At 38.9% G+C, this 19750-nt stretch carries 11 protein-coding genes; 2 read left to right on the top strand and 9 right to left on the bottom strand.

The annotated features are described in order from the left end of the window. The first annotated feature begins 17 nt into the window (after positions 1-17). Positions 18-1400, top strand: coding sequence for a D-xylose transporter XylE (gene xylE, locus ACRD7B_RS04895; protein ID WP_430823356.1), 1383 nt, complete (start codon positions 18-20; stop codon positions 1398-1400). 80 nt (positions 1401-1480) lie between these two features. Then, complete coding sequence (locus ACRD7B_RS04900; protein WP_430823357.1) at positions 1481-2128, top strand: M50 family metallopeptidase; 648 nt, start codon at positions 1481-1483, stop codon at positions 2126-2128. A gap of 51 nt (positions 2129-2179) precedes the next feature. Here ACRD7B_RS04900 and ACRD7B_RS04905 read toward each other — a convergent pair whose 3' ends face one another. The 9 genes from ACRD7B_RS04905 to ACRD7B_RS04945 all read right to left on the bottom strand — a co-directional run bounded on the left by ACRD7B_RS04905 (position 2180) and on the right by ACRD7B_RS04945 (position 19724). Next, complete coding sequence (locus ACRD7B_RS04905) at positions 2180-3646, bottom strand: sulfatase (protein ID WP_430823358.1); 1467 nt, start codon at positions 3644-3646, stop codon at positions 2180-2182. A gap of 52 nt (positions 3647-3698) precedes the next feature. Next, positions 3699-5207 carry a sulfatase family protein gene (locus ACRD7B_RS04910; protein WP_430823359.1) on the bottom strand — a complete coding sequence of 503 codons (1509 nt, stop codon included), beginning with the start codon at positions 5205-5207 and terminating at the stop codon, positions 3699-3701. A gap of 28 nt (positions 5208-5235) precedes the next feature. After that, positions 5236-7230 carry a sulfatase gene (locus ACRD7B_RS04915; protein WP_430823360.1) on the bottom strand — a complete coding sequence of 665 codons (1995 nt, stop codon included), beginning with the start codon at positions 7228-7230 and terminating at the stop codon, positions 5236-5238. Between the two features lie 397 nt (positions 7231-7627). After that, on the bottom strand, positions 7628-9103 hold the full coding sequence (locus tag ACRD7B_RS04920) for a sulfatase (protein ID WP_430823361.1): 1476 nt from the start codon (positions 9101-9103) through the stop codon (positions 7628-7630). A gap of 136 nt (positions 9104-9239) precedes the next feature. Beyond that, positions 9240-10853, bottom strand: coding sequence for a sulfatase family protein (locus ACRD7B_RS04925; RefSeq protein ID WP_430823362.1), 1614 nt, complete (start codon positions 10851-10853; stop codon positions 9240-9242). A 7-nt stretch (positions 10854-10860) separates the two neighbouring features. Then, complete coding sequence (locus ACRD7B_RS04930) at positions 10861-12552, bottom strand: glycoside hydrolase family 9 protein (RefSeq protein WP_430823363.1); 1692 nt, start codon at positions 12550-12552, stop codon at positions 10861-10863. Positions 12553-12565: 13 nt separating this feature from the next. After that, positions 12566-14890 (bottom strand): glycoside hydrolase family 3 N-terminal domain-containing protein, encoded by a 2325-nt coding sequence (locus ACRD7B_RS04935; RefSeq protein WP_430823364.1) that lies wholly within the window; start codon positions 14888-14890, stop codon positions 12566-12568. Positions 14891-14975: 85 nt separating this feature from the next. Further along, positions 14976-16532, bottom strand: coding sequence for a RagB/SusD family nutrient uptake outer membrane protein (locus tag ACRD7B_RS04940; protein WP_430823365.1), 1557 nt, complete (start codon positions 16530-16532; stop codon positions 14976-14978). Positions 16533-16550: 18 nt separating this feature from the next. Then, positions 16551-19724 (bottom strand): SusC/RagA family TonB-linked outer membrane protein, encoded by a 3174-nt coding sequence (locus tag ACRD7B_RS04945; protein WP_430823366.1) that lies wholly within the window; start codon positions 19722-19724, stop codon positions 16551-16553. Positions 19725-19750: the final 26 nt, after the last annotated feature.

Genomic DNA, 19750 nt, shown 5'->3' on the forward strand with positions numbered 1-19750 from the left:
AACTTAAATCCGGGTTTATGAAAAAACAAAATTTAGCTTACATCATGCTTCTCACATTAGTGGCAACCTTAGGCGGGTTGCTTTTTGGGTATGATACGGCTGTTATCTCAGGAGCTGAAAAATCCATTCAGGCCTTTTTAATTGATGGCTTAAATCTCAGCTCATTTGCGCATGGAGCCACTGTCTCAAGTGCACTTATTGGTTGTATTATCGGCGGTGCTATCTCAGGCGTACTTGCATCACGATTAGGACGTAAGAAATCGCTACTCGTTGCAGCCATCCTATTTTTCATATCAGCTTTAGGTTCAGGCCAACCTGAATTCCTATTCTTCACTAAAGGTGAGCCTACTATGGGTTTACTTTACATGTTTAATTTCTATCGCATTATTGGTGGTATTGGAGTTGGTCTGGCATCAGCCATAAGTCCTATGTATATTAGCGAAATAGCTCCGGCACATATCCGTGGTCGTCTTATCTCTTTTAACCAATTTGCTATCATATTTGGTATGCTGGTGGTTTACTTTGTAAACTGGTCGATAGCCAAGGGACAAACCATTGAATGGATCAATCAATTTGGGTGGCGTTACATGTTTATGTCGGAAGCCATACCCGCAGCCCTATTCGCATTCCTTCTAATATTTGTTCCTGAAACACCTCGTTATCTGGCAATGCAAGGCCAAAATGAGAAAGCGCTCTCAATCTTAGAACGCATAAACAGTAAAGAAATCGCTGCCAAAATACTAAACGATATCAAAGGAACGGTTACTAAATCATCGGCTAAACTATTTTCATATGGTAAGAAAGTCATTATCATCGGCATTCTTTTATCTGTATTCCAACAGTTTGTTGGCATTAATGTAGCACTTTACTATGCACCTCGCATATTTGAAAGTATGGGAGCAGCAAAAGATGCTTCGATGCTTCAAACAATTGTAATGGGCTTGATAAACGTTGTATTCACCGTAGTAGCTATTTTAACAGTAGATAAATGGGGAAGAAAACCACTATTGATTACCGGATCAATTGGTATGGCCATAGGTATGATTGCTATTGGAATGTTATCGTTCTTTGAAATCATTGGCATCAGTACATTGGTATTTATCATTGTATATACCGCTTCATTTATGATGAGTTGGGGACCAATTTGCTGGGTATTGATTGGTGAAATATTTCCAAATAAGATTAGAGGTAAAGCCATTGCCATTGCCGTAGCCACGCAATGGGCAGCTAACTACTTTATATCATCCACTTATCCAGCTATGATGGAGTTCAGTGGTGGTGTGACATATATGTTCTATGGTGTCATGAGTATTATGTCAGCTATCTTTGTTTGGAAAATGGTACCTGAAACAAAGGGTAAATCATTAGAAGAAATGGAAGAAGTGATTGAAAGATTATAAGCTATTTTGAAACATACTAAAGCCTGGCATTGTAAAAAAGTGCCAGGCTTTTTATATACTTGCATAAACAACATCTGCATATGCAAAAGAAGTTATTGATCCTAATACTTACAGTTATTCTTTATTGGGTGCTTAAAAACTATATTCCTTATGGAAATATGGTATTGTATCCTCTTACATTACTGGTGACATTCTTTCACGAAACAGGTCATGCTTTCTTTGCTGTTATAACAGGAGGAAGTGTACATGGTATACAGATAAATAATGATGGATCGGGTTATGCACTTATTGCCGGTGGCATTTCGCTCTTGGTCATTCCAGGTGGATATATTGGTAGTGCTTTATGGGGTAACTTACTTTTATTTGTGGCTCTGCATAAGGATCGCTACTCAAAGTTTGTTCTGTACCTTATCACCTTTGTATTAATATTTAGCGCCATTGTATGGTTCAGCTCAATTGGCACAAGCCTCTTGTTGTTTGCATTTGCAGCACTATGTTACTGGCTAAGTAGATTAAATGCTAATGTTCAAACTAACACTTTACTTGTGATAGGAGCTATCTCATTAGTATATATTCTGATGGATTTCAATGGTGGTCCTTCTTCTGATCTCAATAAGTTCACGCAACTTATTCCAATCTTTCCATCCTTTATTTGGGCACTTATTTGGTTAGCAATAGTTGCTTACATCACCTATTTAAATCTTAAAATTATTTGGCGTAAAAAATAAAAGCCGCTCCAGTTAAGTTGAAACAGCTTTTATAATATTTTGAAGGTTCCATTATTTCATAAAGGCATTTACGTCTCTTCTCCATTCATGCAATTCTTTTAATAAGGAATCACGCACAGCAGGTAAGCTCTCGGCCAAATTATTTTGCTCCGAGAGATCAACCTCCAAATTATATAATTCAACTAAATTAGTATCATAAAATTCGATAAGCTTATACTTTCCTTTTCGCATAGCCGTACTATTTGAATCACCTGTTGCGTGTGGTCGATCCACTGGCGAATGCCAAAAGATCGCTCTATCTTCAAATACCTTTTCACCTTTCAAAGCATCAACAAAACTTTGTCCGTCTAAATGAGCCTCAGGCTTCAATACTTGATTTGTCATTTCCAGTATAGTTGGAAAAAAATCAGTTCCTGTTATCACTTTATTTGACTTACTTCCAGCTAAAGTTACACCAGGCCATTGCACAATCATAGGCTCGCGAACACCACCTTCATATAGGTGCCCTTTACCTGCTCTCAAGGGGTAATTCGAGGTAGCAACGCGCCGTGGGTTAAACCCTTTATTGGAAAGACCTCCATTATCAGAAAAGAAAATAATGATGGTATTATCCAAAACACCTAACTCTTTTAATGTGACTTGTATTCTTCCCAAACTCTCATCCATGCTATACACCATACCGGCATATGCAGGATCATCCTGATGCATTTTCGTCGTTCCTGTTCCTTCGTCAATAAAGGCGGGACCTTCATATATCATCTTTTCTATCTTCTTTTCAAACTTATCTATGTGTTCCTGCTTTGCCTGTAAAGGTTCATGAACCGCATAGTGCGACACATAAGCTAAAAATGGTTGTGATGGATTTTGTGTTTGATGTTGCTTGAGCCACTTTATGGTTTCATCAGTAATGCGATCGGTTAAATATTCTCCATCCGGCCCATTATCCAGACCTTCAATGGGTTTCTTTTTACCCGCTTGCTTTCCCTCGTTATAGGGTTGAAAAAACGAGATGGGCGAACCAGCATGCCCACCAGCAACATTAACATCAAAACCCACATGTTCAGGCATAGTACCGGAAGTTGCCAAGTGCCATTTTCCAGCAAAAAAAGTGGCATAATTAACTTCTTTCAATGCTGAAGCAATGGTATGTTCATTTGATTTCAATTTCCCCTCATCTCCCGGACGAACACTTGAATGCCCTTTCAACTTGCCCTCTCCTGGTCCAGGCATTTGAGCACGTGCAGGATATTTACCAGTGATTAATGAATAACGAGATGGCACACAACGAGGATGCGTTGCATAGGCATTACTAAACACCATCCCATCCTTTGCCAGTTGATCAATATTTGGTGTTTCATAAAACTCAGACCCGTTATAGCCAAGGTCAGCCCAACCCAAATCATCAACTAAAAAGAATAAAACATTTGGCTGCTTTTGTTCTTTTTTGCTTTCTGTATTACATGCAAATACGAGCAAGGCTAGTAATGCAGCAATGATTAATCTATATGAATATCTCATAATTCGTATTTAAAAATCCTGTTTCATTTGTAGAAACAGGATTAGTTAAATTTTAATATTGATTTGGATGACGGTAATCGCCATATGGGTTCTTAACGGTGCGCTTAAGTGGAATATTCATTCCATGTGTTTCTTCCAACCAATCGTATAGATCAGATGCCAGTTGTTTCGCCACATCAGCATATTCAGGATCGCCCATAAGGTTATACATTTCATCTGGATCATTAATGATATCATACAATTCATTCTGATCCCAGATTCCCTGGTAACGCATGTACTTGTACTTATCAGTTCGGACTCCAAATACAGTAGGTGTCATTGGAAAATCATATTCCCAGAAGTACTCATAATAAACGCGTTCTCTCCATCCCTCTTCATTTCCCTTCAAAAGCTGAACCATTGATTTACCCGGCATATAATCTGGCTTTTCCAATCCGGCGCACTCAAATACAGTTGGTGCAACGTCAACATTCTGAACCATGCGCTCAATGTTTTTACCTCCTTCAAATATCTCAGGGCAACGAATTAGCATCGGTACTTTAACCGACTCTTCGTAGAAATGACGTTTATCTATCAGACCGTGTTCACCCCAGCTAAAGCCATTATCGCCCATGTAAATCACCATGGTTGACTCATCCAAGCCGTTGGCTTTTAACCATTCCATTACAGAACCAATACTTTCATCTACACCCAAAAGGGTTTCGCAATATTTCTGAAGGTTCTCATTAAAATTTCCATTTTGACCATGATACATGTAGTCCACACCATGCCAACTGTGGCGTTGCTGCTTCACCCATTCCGGCCATTTCAAATCCTTATAATCATCACCAATGGTCTGCTCATATGTTGCTGGTAATTCAATGGTCTTGCCGTCGTATATTCCATCATGACGTTTAGCTGGCTTAAATAAGGCATGAACAGCTTTATGCGATAGGTACATAAAAAATGGCTTTTCCTGATCGCGATTATCCAACCACTCCAAAGCATGTTCCGTCAATAAATCAGTCACATAAGTATCTTCATCGTACTGAACACGTTCGCCATTGATGTTTAAGTTTGGTGCATAATAATCTCCTTGCCCCTTAAAACTTTCCCAATGATCAAAGCCAGGACGTGGATCGTCATTATGATCGCCCATATGCCATTTACCGAAGAATCCGGTTTGATAACCACCTTCCTGTAGGTATTGGGGGAAGAAAGTTAAGTTACCCGGATTTGGCGCATTATTATCAACAATGGTATGCACATGCGAATACTGACCCGTTAGAATACTCGCTCTACTTGGCGAGCAAAGCGACGTGGTTACAAAGGCATTTTTCATGTAAGCACCTTCCTGAGCCAGTTTATCCATCTGCGGTGTTTCTAACCATGGCACTTTACCAGTAAACCCCATATAATCGTAACGATGATCATCCGTTAAAATAAAGATGACATTGCGTTTTTTTGCACCCTCAATTTGAGTGAGCTTTAAATCTGTTGTTGTATCCTGCGTCTCGTTCTTTGAAACGGTGCAGCTCGTAAGCAAGGCAAGAATAACAAAGAAGTTAATGATGTGTCTCATAACAATATATTTCTAGATGCTAATTCTATTATTTAATGGTTGCTTTAAAATCTGACATGGAATACTCACCCTTGTTGAGGAAGTTGAGTTTGAAAGACCAATCTCCCGCTTCACTTATAGGAAGCTTGATTATTTGCTGGCTCACTTCTTTACTGGCTTTTACAATACGTGCCAGCCGTTTATTATCCGAGGCATTCATATTAATCTTCATTTCCGGACCTGAATACTGCATAGATATCACCAATGATTGACCTTTCTGAAGTGTCAATTTTTCCTTGTACTCTAATTGAAGATCCCAAGGCTTTTTTCCCAAAGAGCTGACATCTGCGCTTAGTGTTTTGCCATCAATCTTGAAATCACAGGAGGCACCATTACGTATTATTGGTTTCCAGTTTTCATTAACTGTACTACCTAGACTTATAGCATTGGATTCTTGTTTAACTTTTGTTTTAGGCATTGTTTTGTTTGTTGCAGAACCTTTGCACTGCACATTTTGCTCAATCACAAAATCAAGGAAAATCTGAAGCATTTGTTTTTTCACTTTAAGATACTTCTCTTGCTCATACAGATTAGTTGTTTCATACGGATCGCCTTTGTAATCATACAGCTCACCATCAATAATGGTATTTGTAGCGATAGGCATGGTTGTATTCCAGCCATCTGCCGTCCATAAAGTTAAACGAAAACGATCGCTTCTGATGGAATAGCCCTTCTTCTTACCTCTGTTGAATTGACTAACTGCAACAGGTTTCACCATCTGATTGTTATCCTTAAAGGTGGGCACTAGACTGACACCTTGCAATTGTTCAGGTGTTTCAACATCTGTTAGTTCGCACAAGGTTGGAAACACATCAATGAACTCTGCCGGATGGGCATATGTTCCAGCTTCAAATCCCGGAGCTGTAATAATCAATGGCACTCTCGTTGCCTGTTCAAAATTAGAATGCTTGCACCACAAGGTATGATCTCCCAGGTGCCAGCCATGATCACCCCATAATACCACAATGGTGTTCTTATCCAAACCTGTTTCTTTTAATTTGGCCATTACTTTACCTACCTGAGCATCGATGTAAGAAATAGCTGCATAATAACCATGAATCAACTCCCTTTGCTTGGCCTCAGGTAGGTCCAAAGTATTAATATCGGAGAACGAACTTAAGGGCGGAATATCTGTATATGATCTTAATTCACCTGAGTTGTGATAGGCTAACTGAACACCATCCTTAACGGGATGTGGATATTTAGCTAGTTCAATCTCTTCGCGTTTATACAAATCCCAATATTTAGTGGGCGCTGCAAATGGCAAGTGAGGACGTTTAAATCCCACTCCAAGGAAAAAAGGCTTGTTTTTATCTTTTGAAAACTGATCGATGTAGTCAATCGCATTATTGGCTATTTGCCCATCAATATAAGCTTCGTCGGGCACATCGGCCATTTCAACAGAAGGCTTAAATCGCTCACTCACATATTTATGAACATTCACATTCTTCTTACGTGCTTCTTCTTCCAAAGCATGTACTTTCACTTTACGATCTTCAAGCGCATAATATGATAAGGCGGGCTCTCCATATTCCTCAGGATAATTATATACTGAACTTTCTTTATAAGGAATACTCCACGAAGGCGCATCGTATTGTTTATCAACGCAACGCGGATCATAAATCTTACCAACAGCTACTGTTTCGTAACCATGGTTTTTAAAATGCTCAGGCATAGCCAAAATATCAGGATTAACATCGCGCATGCGCGTTTTTAGATCCCAGACACCCGTGTAATCAGGTCGCATACCAGTCATAATACTGGCTCGTGAAGGTCCACAAACGGCTTGTTGGCAATGCGCATTGGTATAAATCATACCAGCACCAGCCAAGGCATCCATATTTGGTGTATGCATAAAATCGGCACCATAACTCCCCGTCAAGGGTTTCATATCATCAATCGCAATAAATAAGACATTCGCCTTTTTCTGAGAAAAGGCAGAAAAGCTCAAAACTGACAACACAATTATAATTAGTTTCTTCATCGTATATTTTTCAATAAAACCTTCTTTTCTTTTTTTGATGATACAATATTAAGACATGTTCGAATCAAACAAGATGTAAATATCGTTCCTGATAGGTATAAAATTCATTCTAAAAAACCACACGCTACTTATTACAACTAACATTTACAAGAGCTTAAGACTGACAACAACATTGTTCTATATTTTATGTTAATTGGACTGTCCGCCCAAACCCGACTTCATTTTTTGTCATGACGCAAAAAACGTAAGCAAAAAAAGTCTAGGCTGCACCAGCTTCGCTATATGATATTTCGAAGGATACATAATATACCAAAAATACACCCAATGCATGTTGCATCAGATGTATCCTTTCCCTCCCGATTCTAAACAATTATATTTTTTTGTTATGCCTATTACCTTATTTCACAACACCCACTGGCGATGGGGCAATATTTTCTTGATACTCGCTATGCAAGAGCGCGTGTAAACTATCTACAATTTGACTGTACTCATTTAACTCAGCTACATTTCGTTCTTCCAGTTTATCAACTGAATGATCATAGAGGGCTCGTGCCATTACTTTATCAATATCCTCACCAAGTAATTCGGTGTAGCTGTAACGAATGGTTTTTATGGTATAAGCTGTTCGGTTATTAATTAACACATGTTCTTTTCCACTCTTCTCTTGATCATTTAATAATGGGACAATACTTCGACCATCTAGCTTATTGGGTGCAGTATGCAGCCCACATAACTCGACCATTGTTGGATACATGTCAACTAGTTCCACCATAGCCTGAGATTGACCTCTCTGTTTCATGTTAGGTGCTGAAATAATTAAAGGTACACGTGCTGATGTTGTATGATAGGTCCATTTTGCCCATTGACCATGTTCCTGTAAATTATAGCCATGATCGGATACCAATACTACGATGGTATTCTCATCTAAATCCAATTCTTTAAGCTTAGCCATTATTTGGCCTATTAATGCATCAACATAACTTACTGTGGCAAAATATGCATGAATAAGTGAGGTGGCCTTTTCGTCGGATATCACTTCATCAATGGGTGGTATATCGGTATACTGTCTAATCTCAAAAGAAGGAAGTTGCAAAGCCTTAGGTTCGGATTGTGCCGGCTGATTATTTATGGGTAGTTGAATCTGTTCTCTTTCATACTTATCCCAGTGTCTGGCTGGCGCATTAAAAGGTAAATGAGGGCTTATAAAACCAGCCGTTAAGAAAAAGGGTTGATTCGATGACTTGAGCTTTTCCAAATCGCGCATCACCTTTTGTGTCATTAAACCATCAATATAAGCCGAATCAGCAACATTGGCTTTTTCATAAGATGGCCCTCGATCAGTATCAGCATATAGTTTTGCATTATCACTATCGAGGTAATCGCGCCATAAGGATTGCCACCAATCCGTTGGTTTGAGTCCTTCTGGATTTTCATCAAAGGCATATGGTCGCCATACCTCATCCCAATCGTCCATACGATCATCTAAGTGATGGTATATTTTCCCATTGGAAATGCAGATATAACCATTCTCTTTAAATAGCTGCGGTAATGTAACTGCATTTGGTGCATCCTCCTGAACAAAGGTTTTGTAATCCCTGAAACGATGGCGAGTAGGACGCAATCCGGTGAGCATGCTTGCACGAGAAGCGCCACATACAGCTACATTACAATAGGCATTGGTAAACTTTACACCTTTGGCGGCCAAGGCATCAATATTGGGTGAATGAATATGCGACTGCTCATAGCATCCCAACTCAGGTCTTAAATCATCCATGTATAAGAGCAAAACATTTGGCTTCTCATGCTCCTTATTGCAAGATTGCAATAAAGTCATGAAACTTAATGCTAATAGTATGCCTGCTATTCTACTCATATTAAACATTAAATCGCGTTAATAATTATACCGATTATATAATGAACTTAGTGTCAAGTTCGCTACGCTCCTTATCACTAGTCATTATCATATCGGCATTATGCCTGGTTCTAAGTATATTGCAAAAAACATGTTGTCACTTCGTTTTTAACTCTCCAAATCCGCCTGGAATCGTTTTTATATGCTTTTGTAACTCAACTTGCATTTTCCTGGCCAAATCGCGATACTTTGGATCGTTAAACAAATTATTTTGTTCCTCAGGATCATCAACAAGGTTATATAACTGATCGGCGTCGGAATAATGCTTGTAGCGCTGCGTAGCCGGAAATTCGGCATCTCCTCCGCCCGGAACTATTTGTACATGTCCAAAACCAGCCTGCGGATCCAGATTATTCGGTGCTTTCCCTCGCCCTGCTAATATTTTATTGTAATCATCTAAAATAGTCTGACGCTGTTCATCATCAATATCCATCACCCATTGCGGATAACGTACGGCAATGTATTTATAATCACCCATCCTTACGCCTCTGGAATAACCAATCTCAAAGTAGTGAGACTCTCTTGCCTTCTGTTCTTTCCCTTCTAAAATAGTTGCAAAGCTGCGACCATCGTAGTCGTATTTTTTTGGATTAAGACCTGCTTGCTCAATGATAGTTGGCATAAAATCCACATTCGAAACCAGGGCTTCGCAATGATTACCAACTTCAAAACCACCCTTTTGCCAAATTATACTTGGATTAAGCACTGATCCTTGATAAATGGTTCCTTTGGCATATTGGCCGTGGTCGTTGAAGAAATAGATAATGGTATTATCAAATTCGCCTATATCTTTCAGCTTATGAATAAGTGCACCAAGGGCATCGTCCATCCACAGCAAATTAGCTTTAGGATCATTTACCTTGACATCCGCTTCTTTTAATCGAGTTGGGATGGTTGATTTATCAGGCAAACAAGATGGTGCTTTATCCAGAATACCAATTGGAGTAATTTTTCGATCTGCATTCCAGGCACGTTCGGCCTTTTGGGGGCCATGAGGTATGGTGGTGGCAAAATACAAGAAAAATGGTTGCTCATCCGTATCGTCCAAAAAAGTGAGTGCTGCTTCAGTTGACCAATCCAGGTTATGAACGGCCAAGTCCATTGGCCCGTTAAAATCAGGGTTTTCATAAAATATGCCATCGGCATAATCAAATCCACATTGATGATAGGCTTCTATAGTAAGCTTGTAATTCAAAAGCTGCTGATCCATTACCTTCTTATCAGAAGCATCGGCAGATAAAGGAATCTTTTTATATTTTTTCACCTCAAACACATGATTTTTACCAACAGCTCCCGTATTGTAACCTGAGGCTTTTAGTACATTAATAAGGTTTTGCTCACCAGGTAAAATGTGCGTATTCCACTCCACAACACGCTGCTTGTTGTTCTTTCTGCTTTGCCTTAAAAACCCAGGGTTCTCGGCTCTACTGGCATATTTACCCGTCAGCACATTAAAGCGACTAGGAGTGCAAACCGTAGCGCTCACATGTTGTTGATGCATGATGGTACCTTCTTCTGCTAAAAAGTCAATATTGGGAGTCAGGTTCTTTCCTTTACCTTCTTCCAAACAGTTAAACATATTGCGAGTCATATCATCCGCTATGAAGAAGATGATATTTGGTTTTTTATCTTTAGTTTTCTTTCCATTGGCCATCATCCCCTGTGTGGTCAACAATAAGAGCAATGAAAAGATGGATATTAAATGCTTCATAAAAGGTTTATTGCTTATCGTTGTAAATACTATCTAAACCAAGGAATAGATAAATGGCTGCTGCATTCCAATTAATGGCAATTTCGTTGGTAGAGTAACTACACTCCTCATCTAAATACGACATGGCAGGAAACTCTGATGGATACTTTTTCTCGCCACAATCTTTTCGTGCTTGTTTAGTTGGTCCACCAGCAAGTAATCCGGGCACTGGTGCATCTATTCCATCTGATTCGGAACGACGCTCATGTATATGCATCGGACTTTTAGTTCCAAAACCGGTAATAAAACAATAGCCCAATGGATTAGCGCCCAAGATATAGGCTGCACAGGCATCCGCTGCTTTCAGATAAATGGCTTTCTCAGTCAAATGATAAGCTTGCAACAACAATATTCCTTGATTAGCAACTTCGCTATTGCTTCCCCATGGAAATTTTGTGATGGAAATACCATATGCCGAGTTTTCATATTCGTTTACTAATTTATCAGCTTGTGCTAATAATTTTTTGCTTGCCGTTTTGTTATCTGCCTTTGATTTCTTACTTGAAAGGATTGAATACAGGCCTAAACTATTCACTCTTCCCCATTGTGGCACCCCAAAATGCGTGCTCTTATAATCCATCTTATCCAAGAACTTTTCATTGGAACTAAGCAGATATAACTCGCTAGCGGCCCAAAACCACTCATCGGCAATTTTAGTATCTTGATATTGTCCGGTTTTAATGTCTTCAGCCTGCTTATATAAAACATCAGGATTAGCCATTGCCCATTCCCAGGCATATAAAGCAGCTTTTTCACACTCTTCTGCCAAACCAGGATAATCCTTTTGATGGGCTTTCAACACACGGACTGCTTTAGCCATTGTGGCAGCAAAATCGAGTGTTGCTGCAGTAGTTTTCATCACAACATACCGATCCGATAAATCTTTATGTGGCATTTTTATTCCACAAAACTTCTTTGATGTCAGCTTATGGTAAACCCCTCCATCATTGGGATCTTGCATGCTTAGCATCCATTTCAGGTTAATAAGTGTTTCATCCAATAAATCAGGCGTAGAGTTTCCACTTTCCGGGATGTTCAAATGCATCTTCTTTGCTGTTTTTGGATACATTTGCACAGCATGCAACATGGTATAAGTGGTAATACTTGAATTAACGATGTATTTATTGTAATCGCCTGCATCGTACCAACCGCCTGGTGAAGAAATAGTAGATCCTTCAGAGCGTTCCTTTGTGGCCGCTGTTGGATGAATTATTACTTTATCATCAGGATGCCCAGCCGGACGTGCATATTCTCCTGCAAACTCCTCCAATATCTCAACAGAAACTCTGGCATGATAAAACGATTTGCTGAGCGCCTTATTCAAATCTTTATAAACGATATTAGTAATAAGGATGGCTTCATGCTGCTTACTTCCCTCAATAAGTAATTCAAAACTACCTTCATCTTTCAGATGCGAAAAATCAGCAATACAAACCTTAGTGCCAGAGTGTGGCCATTCTTTAGCTTGGCTTGTAATGCCTTCATAAACTGCTTTACCATTTTCATTAAGCACTTTGAATGATTTAGATCCAAAGTCTTCTGAAAAAAACACGCGTTTTTGACCTTCCGGATGAAAACCTATCTGACTCTTATTCTGAGCAAAAACAATAGAAGTACCGAGTACTAAAATCGCTGCAAACCATTTTATTCTTAATACCATGTCTCTTTAATTTTTATTCGACGTAAGTGAATGGGATTGACAACAAGTCCTTATCGCGGGAAGAACCACCAACCATAGCTTTAAAAACACCTTCTTCAATAGTTGGCTTTAATTGTTTATCCAGAAACACTAACATATCGGGTGTAATTTCAAAACTTACTTGCTTGGTTTCTCCAGCTTTCAACGATATGCGTCGATAAGCCTTCAATTCCTTTACAGGTCGCGTTACAGAGCAAATTTTATCATTCAAATAAAGCTGAACAACCTCATCCCCATCGTATTTACCAATATTTGTCACTTCTACCTTAAGCAGTAACTTTTCCTTTTTACCAATGCTTTGTTTCGACAATTGCAGGTTCTGATAATTGAAATCGGAATAGCCTAAACCATAACCAAACTCGTACAATGGTGTTGATTTTGAGGTCACATATTTGTGGAAATAATGGGTTGGCTTATGGTTATAAACCGATAACAGGTGTCCTGAACTTCGTGGAATACTAATGGTTAATTTGGCCGAAGGATTCACTTCTCCAAATAGTATTTGAGCCAATGCCTTACCTCCCATGCTTCCTGGTTCCCAAGCTTCAATAATAACCGGAACATTGTCTGCAATCCATTCGGTGGCCAATGGTCGGCCATTCACCAATACTACAATTGTTGGCGTACCCGAATAGTATACAGCTTCCACTAGATCTTGCTGTAAGCCTGCTAAGCCTATGTCTGATCTGCCTGAATTTTCACCACACGTTTTTTGGTCCCACTCCCAACGGAAAGAGTTTTCACCAACTACAACAATGGCTAAATCTGCTTTTGACGCCCGCTTATTGGCTTGTTTGATATGAGCTTTAGTTACGTGGCGAGGGTTATGTCCCACATCCAAATAATCATAGTTACAAGAAGTACCAATCTCATGTAATCCATCAAGAATAGTTGATACCTTATCACTTGCTTGTTGAGCAGACCAATCGCCCAATACACTTTCGTTATTGGCATTAGGACCTGTTATAAACACATTTAATTTTTTCGAAATATTTAAGGGCAGTAGCTCATCCTCATTCTTTAATAATACGATTGACTTTTGAGCCGCTTCCAAGGCTGTGGCCTGATGTTCAGCATTAAATAAGATTGTTTCTGTTACCGTTTCATCAACCATTGGATTTTCAAATAAGCCCAAACGAAACTTTGCCTCTAACAAGCGACGAACACTTTCATCAATACGTTCCTCTGTTAATCGGCCTTCATTCACCAAGTCTATTACGGGCTGAAGAAATTCTGGCCCATGCATATGCATATCCATTCCAGCATCAATGGTTTGATAACAAGCTTCTGTTTGATCTTCTGCCACAAAGTGACGAGTAGCCAAACGCTCTATATCCATCCAATCACTGACGATGAATCCTTCAAAACCAAGTTCCTCGCGCATAACATCAGTCATCATCCACTTATCGGCATGACAAGGCACTCCGTTTAATTCGTTATGGGCAGTCATTAATGAAAATACACCAGCATCAACAGCAGCTTTATAGGGTGGTAAATAAATCTCGCGAATGGTGCGTTCTGACAAATCTGTTGGTGCACCATTTAAACCATTTACTGATTCGCTTCCGGCAATCAGATGCTTTGCACAGGCAATCACATTAAAGTAGGCATCGCTATCTGTATTTTGCAGACCTTCAATCATGGCTACACCCATATCTGAAACCAAAAGCGGGTCTTCGCCAAAAGTCTCACCAACTCTCCCCCAACGTGCATCACGTGCCACATCAAGATTGGGTGTAAATGTCCATGCTGCTCCTGTGGCTCTCATTTCTTTGGCTGTCTCAACTGATAGTTTCTTAACCAGTGTTGTATCCCAAGTACTGGCCAATCCTATTGGTGTAGGGTATACTGTAGCTCCTTGTACCAAAGCCGTACCATGAATGGCATCAATGCCAATCAAGAGCGGTATTTTTAAGCGACTCTTTTGAGCCAGGCTTTGTAAGTAATTAGCCTCCTTAACATCTGTTACATGCAGAAATGAACCAATCAAACCTTGTTCAACCATCTTCTCCACATCGGTGGAATGCAGATCCGGGTAGAAGCCCTGTGCATCACTCTTCTCCATATCTTCTTTGGAGAGGTTTTTCTCAGCCTGCTTCATGTGCTCCAAACCTACAAACTGGCACATCTGTGCCACCTTTTCTTCAAGCGTCATCTGTTGAAGTAAGTTTTCAACTCGCTCCTCAACAGCCATCTCCGAATTAAGGTACAAGGCCTTGTCTTCACTATTCTGAAACGAACAGCTTGTAACTAACAAAGCAAGTAGCCCAACTTTTATATAATCAGATATCTTACTCATATTTGACTAATTAACATTACTCCAATAAGCGGAGCATTAAAGAATTAATAAGCACACTCATAACTGAGTGTGCTTAAATTATTATCTAATAACCAGGATTTTGATCAGCTTGAGTGACATTAGGATTTGAAGTAATTTCAGCCTGAGGAATAGGCATATAGATATTACGTTCATTATCCGGCAAAAACACATCACGTATCACGCTAAAATCATATCCCGAGTGATTGTTATGAACATCGATAACATTGGTTTTAAAATATTCGTAACCGCGTCGACGATCATTAAACCATTCATGACCTTCTCCTAATAATTCATAACGGTATTCGAACATAATATCCGCTCTAAACTGTTCTTGAGTTAAACCACTCCAATCAGCTGGTTCAGTAGAAGAAACATCTCCTGAATTTCTAGCACGTTCAAGAACAAGATTCACATACTGATAAGCATTATCTGGTCCATTTAGCTCATTCTCAATCTCCGCTAACATCAATAATAAATCGGCATAACGCATTACTACAAAGTTCATGTTTGTATCATAACTACTGCGAGTTGTTTCGCGAATATAATATTTATCTAACCATGGGTAACTTTTGTCTTTGTTATTGCGATTTGTAAATACGGGATACGTTTTAATTGTGGATGTATTACCATTAGCTGCATACTTTGTCCATTCAGTCATAAAAGTTGCTGCGTGACGTGGATCATCAGGGTATTTTGCCAAGTGCATATCGTAACATTCAATATTTGGCTTGATACGCCCCCAAACTGAGCGTCCTGCATTACCATTTGATGGAGTAAACAGTTGGTGCAAACGCAAGGTATTTTCAACATTACCTTGAATTTCGAATATTGATTCAGCTGTATTATTAGATGATGCTTCGTTAAACAAAGTTCGGTAATCACTAACTAATGAATACTTCTCATAAACTTCTATGGCTTCATCATAAGCTTTTGTCCAGTAATCAGTTTGAGCTGCTGTTTGATTCCCGGCCATTGTCATATACACTTTAGCTAACAACATATGTGCGGCATACATACCCGGACGCCCTGCCATTTGAGTTGCATTATCCCTCAACATAATTTTGGCCTTATCTAAATCAGAAACAATCTGCTCATAAACAACCGATACTTCAGCACGTGGCTGATTCATAGTTTCAATAGTAGGGTTTTTAGTTAATAAGGGCACGCCACCATATAATCGCACCAAATTGAAATACGTTAGAGCACGTAAAAAATAAGCTTGACCGATTATATTATTTTGCTCCACTTCATCACCTAATTCAATCATTTCAAGATTTTCAATTAAATCATTGGTACGACCAATTACACGATAAGAAGCTCTCCATACGTTTTCAACAAAATTCAGTGAAGGCGTTTGCTGCAATGCTATTATATCAACCAAACTTGCATCTCTGTTACTGGTAAACAAGCCTGATGAGAAATAGGTGAGGTGCATAAAATCAGCTCCATAATAATTAAAATCAGCCATGCCGGAATAACAACCATTTAATACGGTGTGGCTACCTTCGATTGACGAATATAAATTATCGGCCGAAGGGAAAAGAGGCTTTTCCTCCATATTGCAACTAATCCCAATGAAGCTTAGTGCAATGCTTAATGCTATATATTTAATAAATTTCATGATCATTCGGATTAAGTATTAAAATGTAATGTTTAAACCTACGAGGATAGTCTTTGTATTTGGTGTACCTACCCAATCAACTCCCATAATAGAACCATCGTTTAAGAAACTTGTAACTTGCGGGTTATAACCACTATAGTTAGTAATGGTAAAAACATTTCGCATAGAAGTGTAAAAACGAGCATTAGCAATGCTATTGGTCCATTTCATTGGGACGTCGTAGCCAAGGGTTAAGTTATTCAACCTAAAATAACTGCCATCTTCAACTATTCGATCTGATAAATATTCATTCAGACTATACCCAACTCTTGGGTAGGTATTGGAAGGTGCGTCAGGCCGCCATGCCAGCTCATAAGCATCACTTAGGATATTTTTATTATTTCCCTCCGCGTAAGCCAATTCCATATCATATGCATTAATGATATCATTACCATAAACCCCTTCAAATAATACACTTAATGTGAAACGTTTGTATTGAACATTTAAGTTAAAGCCGTAAATGAAATCAGGATTAGGATCACCAATAATAGTTTTATCCGTATCGTCAATATTACCATCTCCATTCTGATCTACGAAAATAACATCTCCAGCCTGGTTTGGATTACCATTAAATAGGGGGCCATCACCTGCTGCTGTAACGTCTCGGTAAATTCCATTTGTTTTCCAGCCCCAGAATAACCCCATTGGCTGACCAACCATAAACACGTTAGCTGGTTGTTTAAAATAAGTACCAGTAGAAACTGAACTACCAAAATAAAACTCTTTCTCAACTTCCTGTCCGTCGATCCAAACATTAGTTGAAGGTAATCCTAGCGTTTTGACTTCATTTCGATTAAATGCAATGTTAGCACCTAAATCAATACTAAAATCGGTTTTATTAACAACTAAACCATGTATAGTAAATTCAATACCCGAATTCTCTATAGATCCTCTATTAATAAAAATACTAGTCAATCCATTGGAAGGGCCAATTTCAATTTCTTGTAATAGGTCTTTGGTTGTTTTCTTATAGTAATCGACTGTTCCACTCAAACGACCATCAAAAAAACCAAAATCTAAACCAGCATTAAACTGATCTGTTTTTTCCCAAGTCAAATCCGGATTTGGAATACGAGCTGGTGCATTTCCCACAATTGTTGAATTACCAGCATTTACATAGTAAACTGTATTATATGTTCCTAAGGTTTGATAAGGCGAAATCGCCTGATTACCTGTCAAACCCCAACCCACGCGCATTTTAAGATTATGGAATACGCCAAGGTTTTTAATAAAAGGCTCTTCCATCATACGCCAGGCACCTGCAACTGAAGGGAAATAACCCGTTTGGTTTCCCGTCTGAAATTTCGTTGATCTATCACTCCTGAAACTACCGGTAAAAACATACTTATCGTTAAAGGTATAATTTACGCGTCCTAAAACTGAGAATATAGCTTCTTTCGAAGTAAGAAGACTAAATGGACGCAATACTATCTGTCCTCCTTGAGGGTAATCAGCACGCAAGCTTTTATCAGGAAAATCTTTTACTTCATATACTTTATTATCGGCATCAACACCATCATAAGTTACACCTGCAACTGCATTAATATTGTGTTTCTGGTTAAACTTACGATTATACATCAATAAATTATCAACCACATAAGCTTTACGATCAAGGTATGAATAGTTGGCCAAACCATTCTCTTTTTGACCAACAAAAACACCAACATCATAGAATCGCGTACGGTCTTTTTTACGGTAATCAAAACCAGCGTTTATTTTGTATTTTAAACCTTTAGCAATTTGATAGGTAAAAGCAACCGATTGATTTATTCTGATTTCTTTTGTTTTATCATCAAAGTCTGTTAACCAGGCATAAGGATTCGATACTTCAAGATCTAAATCTTCATCTTCCTGATCATCTGCACTTATTAATGGGCGATAGCTAAGAATTTGTTTAGTAAAACTGCGATTACCACCCGATTTACTACCGGCTTGAGCAAATGTTCCATCCTGAAACATCATGCTTGTGCGTGTTTCTAGTTTTAATCGCTCATTTAATTCGCGAGAAAAGTTAAAACGCAAATCACCACGTTTAATACGCGTTGTTTCAACAATACCCCTTTGATCATTTATTCCAGCTGAGAAATAATAGGTTGACTTGTCAGAACCACCATTGATCGAAAGGCCTGCATTATAACTAAGTGTCGTATTATATATCTCATCCTGCCAATTAACTTCATTATAGGGCACTTCACCAATTACAGGATTATCATCCGAATCATAACTTATTGGATACACTTTGTTTCCATCTAAATGATACTTTGGCTGAAAACCATCCAATACATCTTTTTCGTTTTGATATCTGGCCCATCCAGATCCATCCAACAGGTCAATTTTGCGATCAATCATATTCCATTCCGCACTTGCATATGCCGATATCTTTGCATCACCTTTCTGCCCTTTGTTACCACTTTTGGTTGTTATCATTACAACTCCATTCGCACCTCTGGATCCATAAATGGCGGTTGCTGACGCATCTTTTAGTACTTCAATGGATTCAATATCCTGAGGGTTTAATCCAGTTAATCCATTCTGCCCCGATTGTAACTCATTGGCATCAGTTGAAGCATCACTTACATCAGTTCCTGCTGTAGATATTAAAACACCATCAATTACATAAAGTGGCTCATTATTTCCACGTAAACTATTTGTACCACGGATACGAACACTTACTGCTCCTCCTGGACTTCCTGAATTACCAACTACCTGCAAACCTGCGGCACGACCTTGCAATAACATGTCAACGGAAGGATACTGACGAGCCACTTCATCTGATTCACGAACAGAAACAACTGAACCAGTCAAATCACGCTTTCGCATTTCACCGTAACCAACAACAACAACCTCATCCAAATCGGTGAATTCTTCAATCATCACAACATTAATTTGTGTTTGATTGGCAACTGTTATTTCCTGGTTTTTAAAACCAATAAAAGAGTAAATAATAGTTGCAGTCTCCGATACCTTTATTGTATAATTACCATCCATATCGGTGATGGTACCATTGCTTGTTCCTTTTTCAACAACAGAAACTCCAGGAATACCTAGTCCATTCTCATCTGAAACAACTCCTCCAATGGATTTTGTTCCTTGTGAATAAACAGAAAGTGAGGATAACATTAGAATTAGCCCCATCATAAATAGATTCTTCATATTAACTTGGATTTATTATTTAAAAT

This window comes from Carboxylicivirga fragile, from assembly GCF_050589805.1.
Lineage (GTDB): Bacteria > Bacteroidota > Bacteroidia > Bacteroidales > Marinilabiliaceae > Carboxylicivirga > Carboxylicivirga fragile.

Coding starts and splice junctions, on each gene's coding strand:
- xylE (WP_430823356.1), top strand. CDS start 18: ATGAAAAAACAAAATTTAGCTTACATCATGCTTCTCACATTAGTGGCA.
- ACRD7B_RS04935 (WP_430823364.1), bottom strand. CDS start 14,890: ATGAGTAAGATATCTGATTATATAAAAGTTGGGCTACTTGCTTTGTTA.
- ACRD7B_RS04905 (WP_430823358.1), bottom strand. CDS start 3,646: ATGAGATATTCATATAGATTAATCATTGCTGCATTACTAGCCTTGCTC.
- ACRD7B_RS04925 (WP_430823362.1), bottom strand. CDS start 10,853: ATGAAGCATTTAATATCCATCTTTTCATTGCTCTTATTGTTGACCACA.
- ACRD7B_RS04945 (WP_430823366.1), bottom strand. CDS start 19,724: ATGAAGAATCTATTTATGATGGGGCTAATTCTAATGTTATCCTCACTT.
- ACRD7B_RS04940 (WP_430823365.1), bottom strand. CDS start 16,532: ATGAAATTTATTAAATATATAGCATTAAGCATTGCACTAAGCTTCATT.
- ACRD7B_RS04930 (WP_430823363.1), bottom strand. CDS start 12,552: ATGGTATTAAGAATAAAATGGTTTGCAGCGATTTTAGTACTCGGTACT.
- ACRD7B_RS04920 (WP_430823361.1), bottom strand. CDS start 9,103: ATGAGTAGAATAGCAGGCATACTATTAGCATTAAGTTTCATGACTTTA.
- ACRD7B_RS04900 (WP_430823357.1), top strand. CDS start 1,481: ATGCAAAAGAAGTTATTGATCCTAATACTTACAGTTATTCTTTATTGG.
- ACRD7B_RS04910 (WP_430823359.1), bottom strand. CDS start 5,207: ATGAGACACATCATTAACTTCTTTGTTATTCTTGCCTTGCTTACGAGC.
- ACRD7B_RS04915 (WP_430823360.1), bottom strand. CDS start 7,230: ATGAAGAAACTAATTATAATTGTGTTGTCAGTTTTGAGCTTTTCTGCC.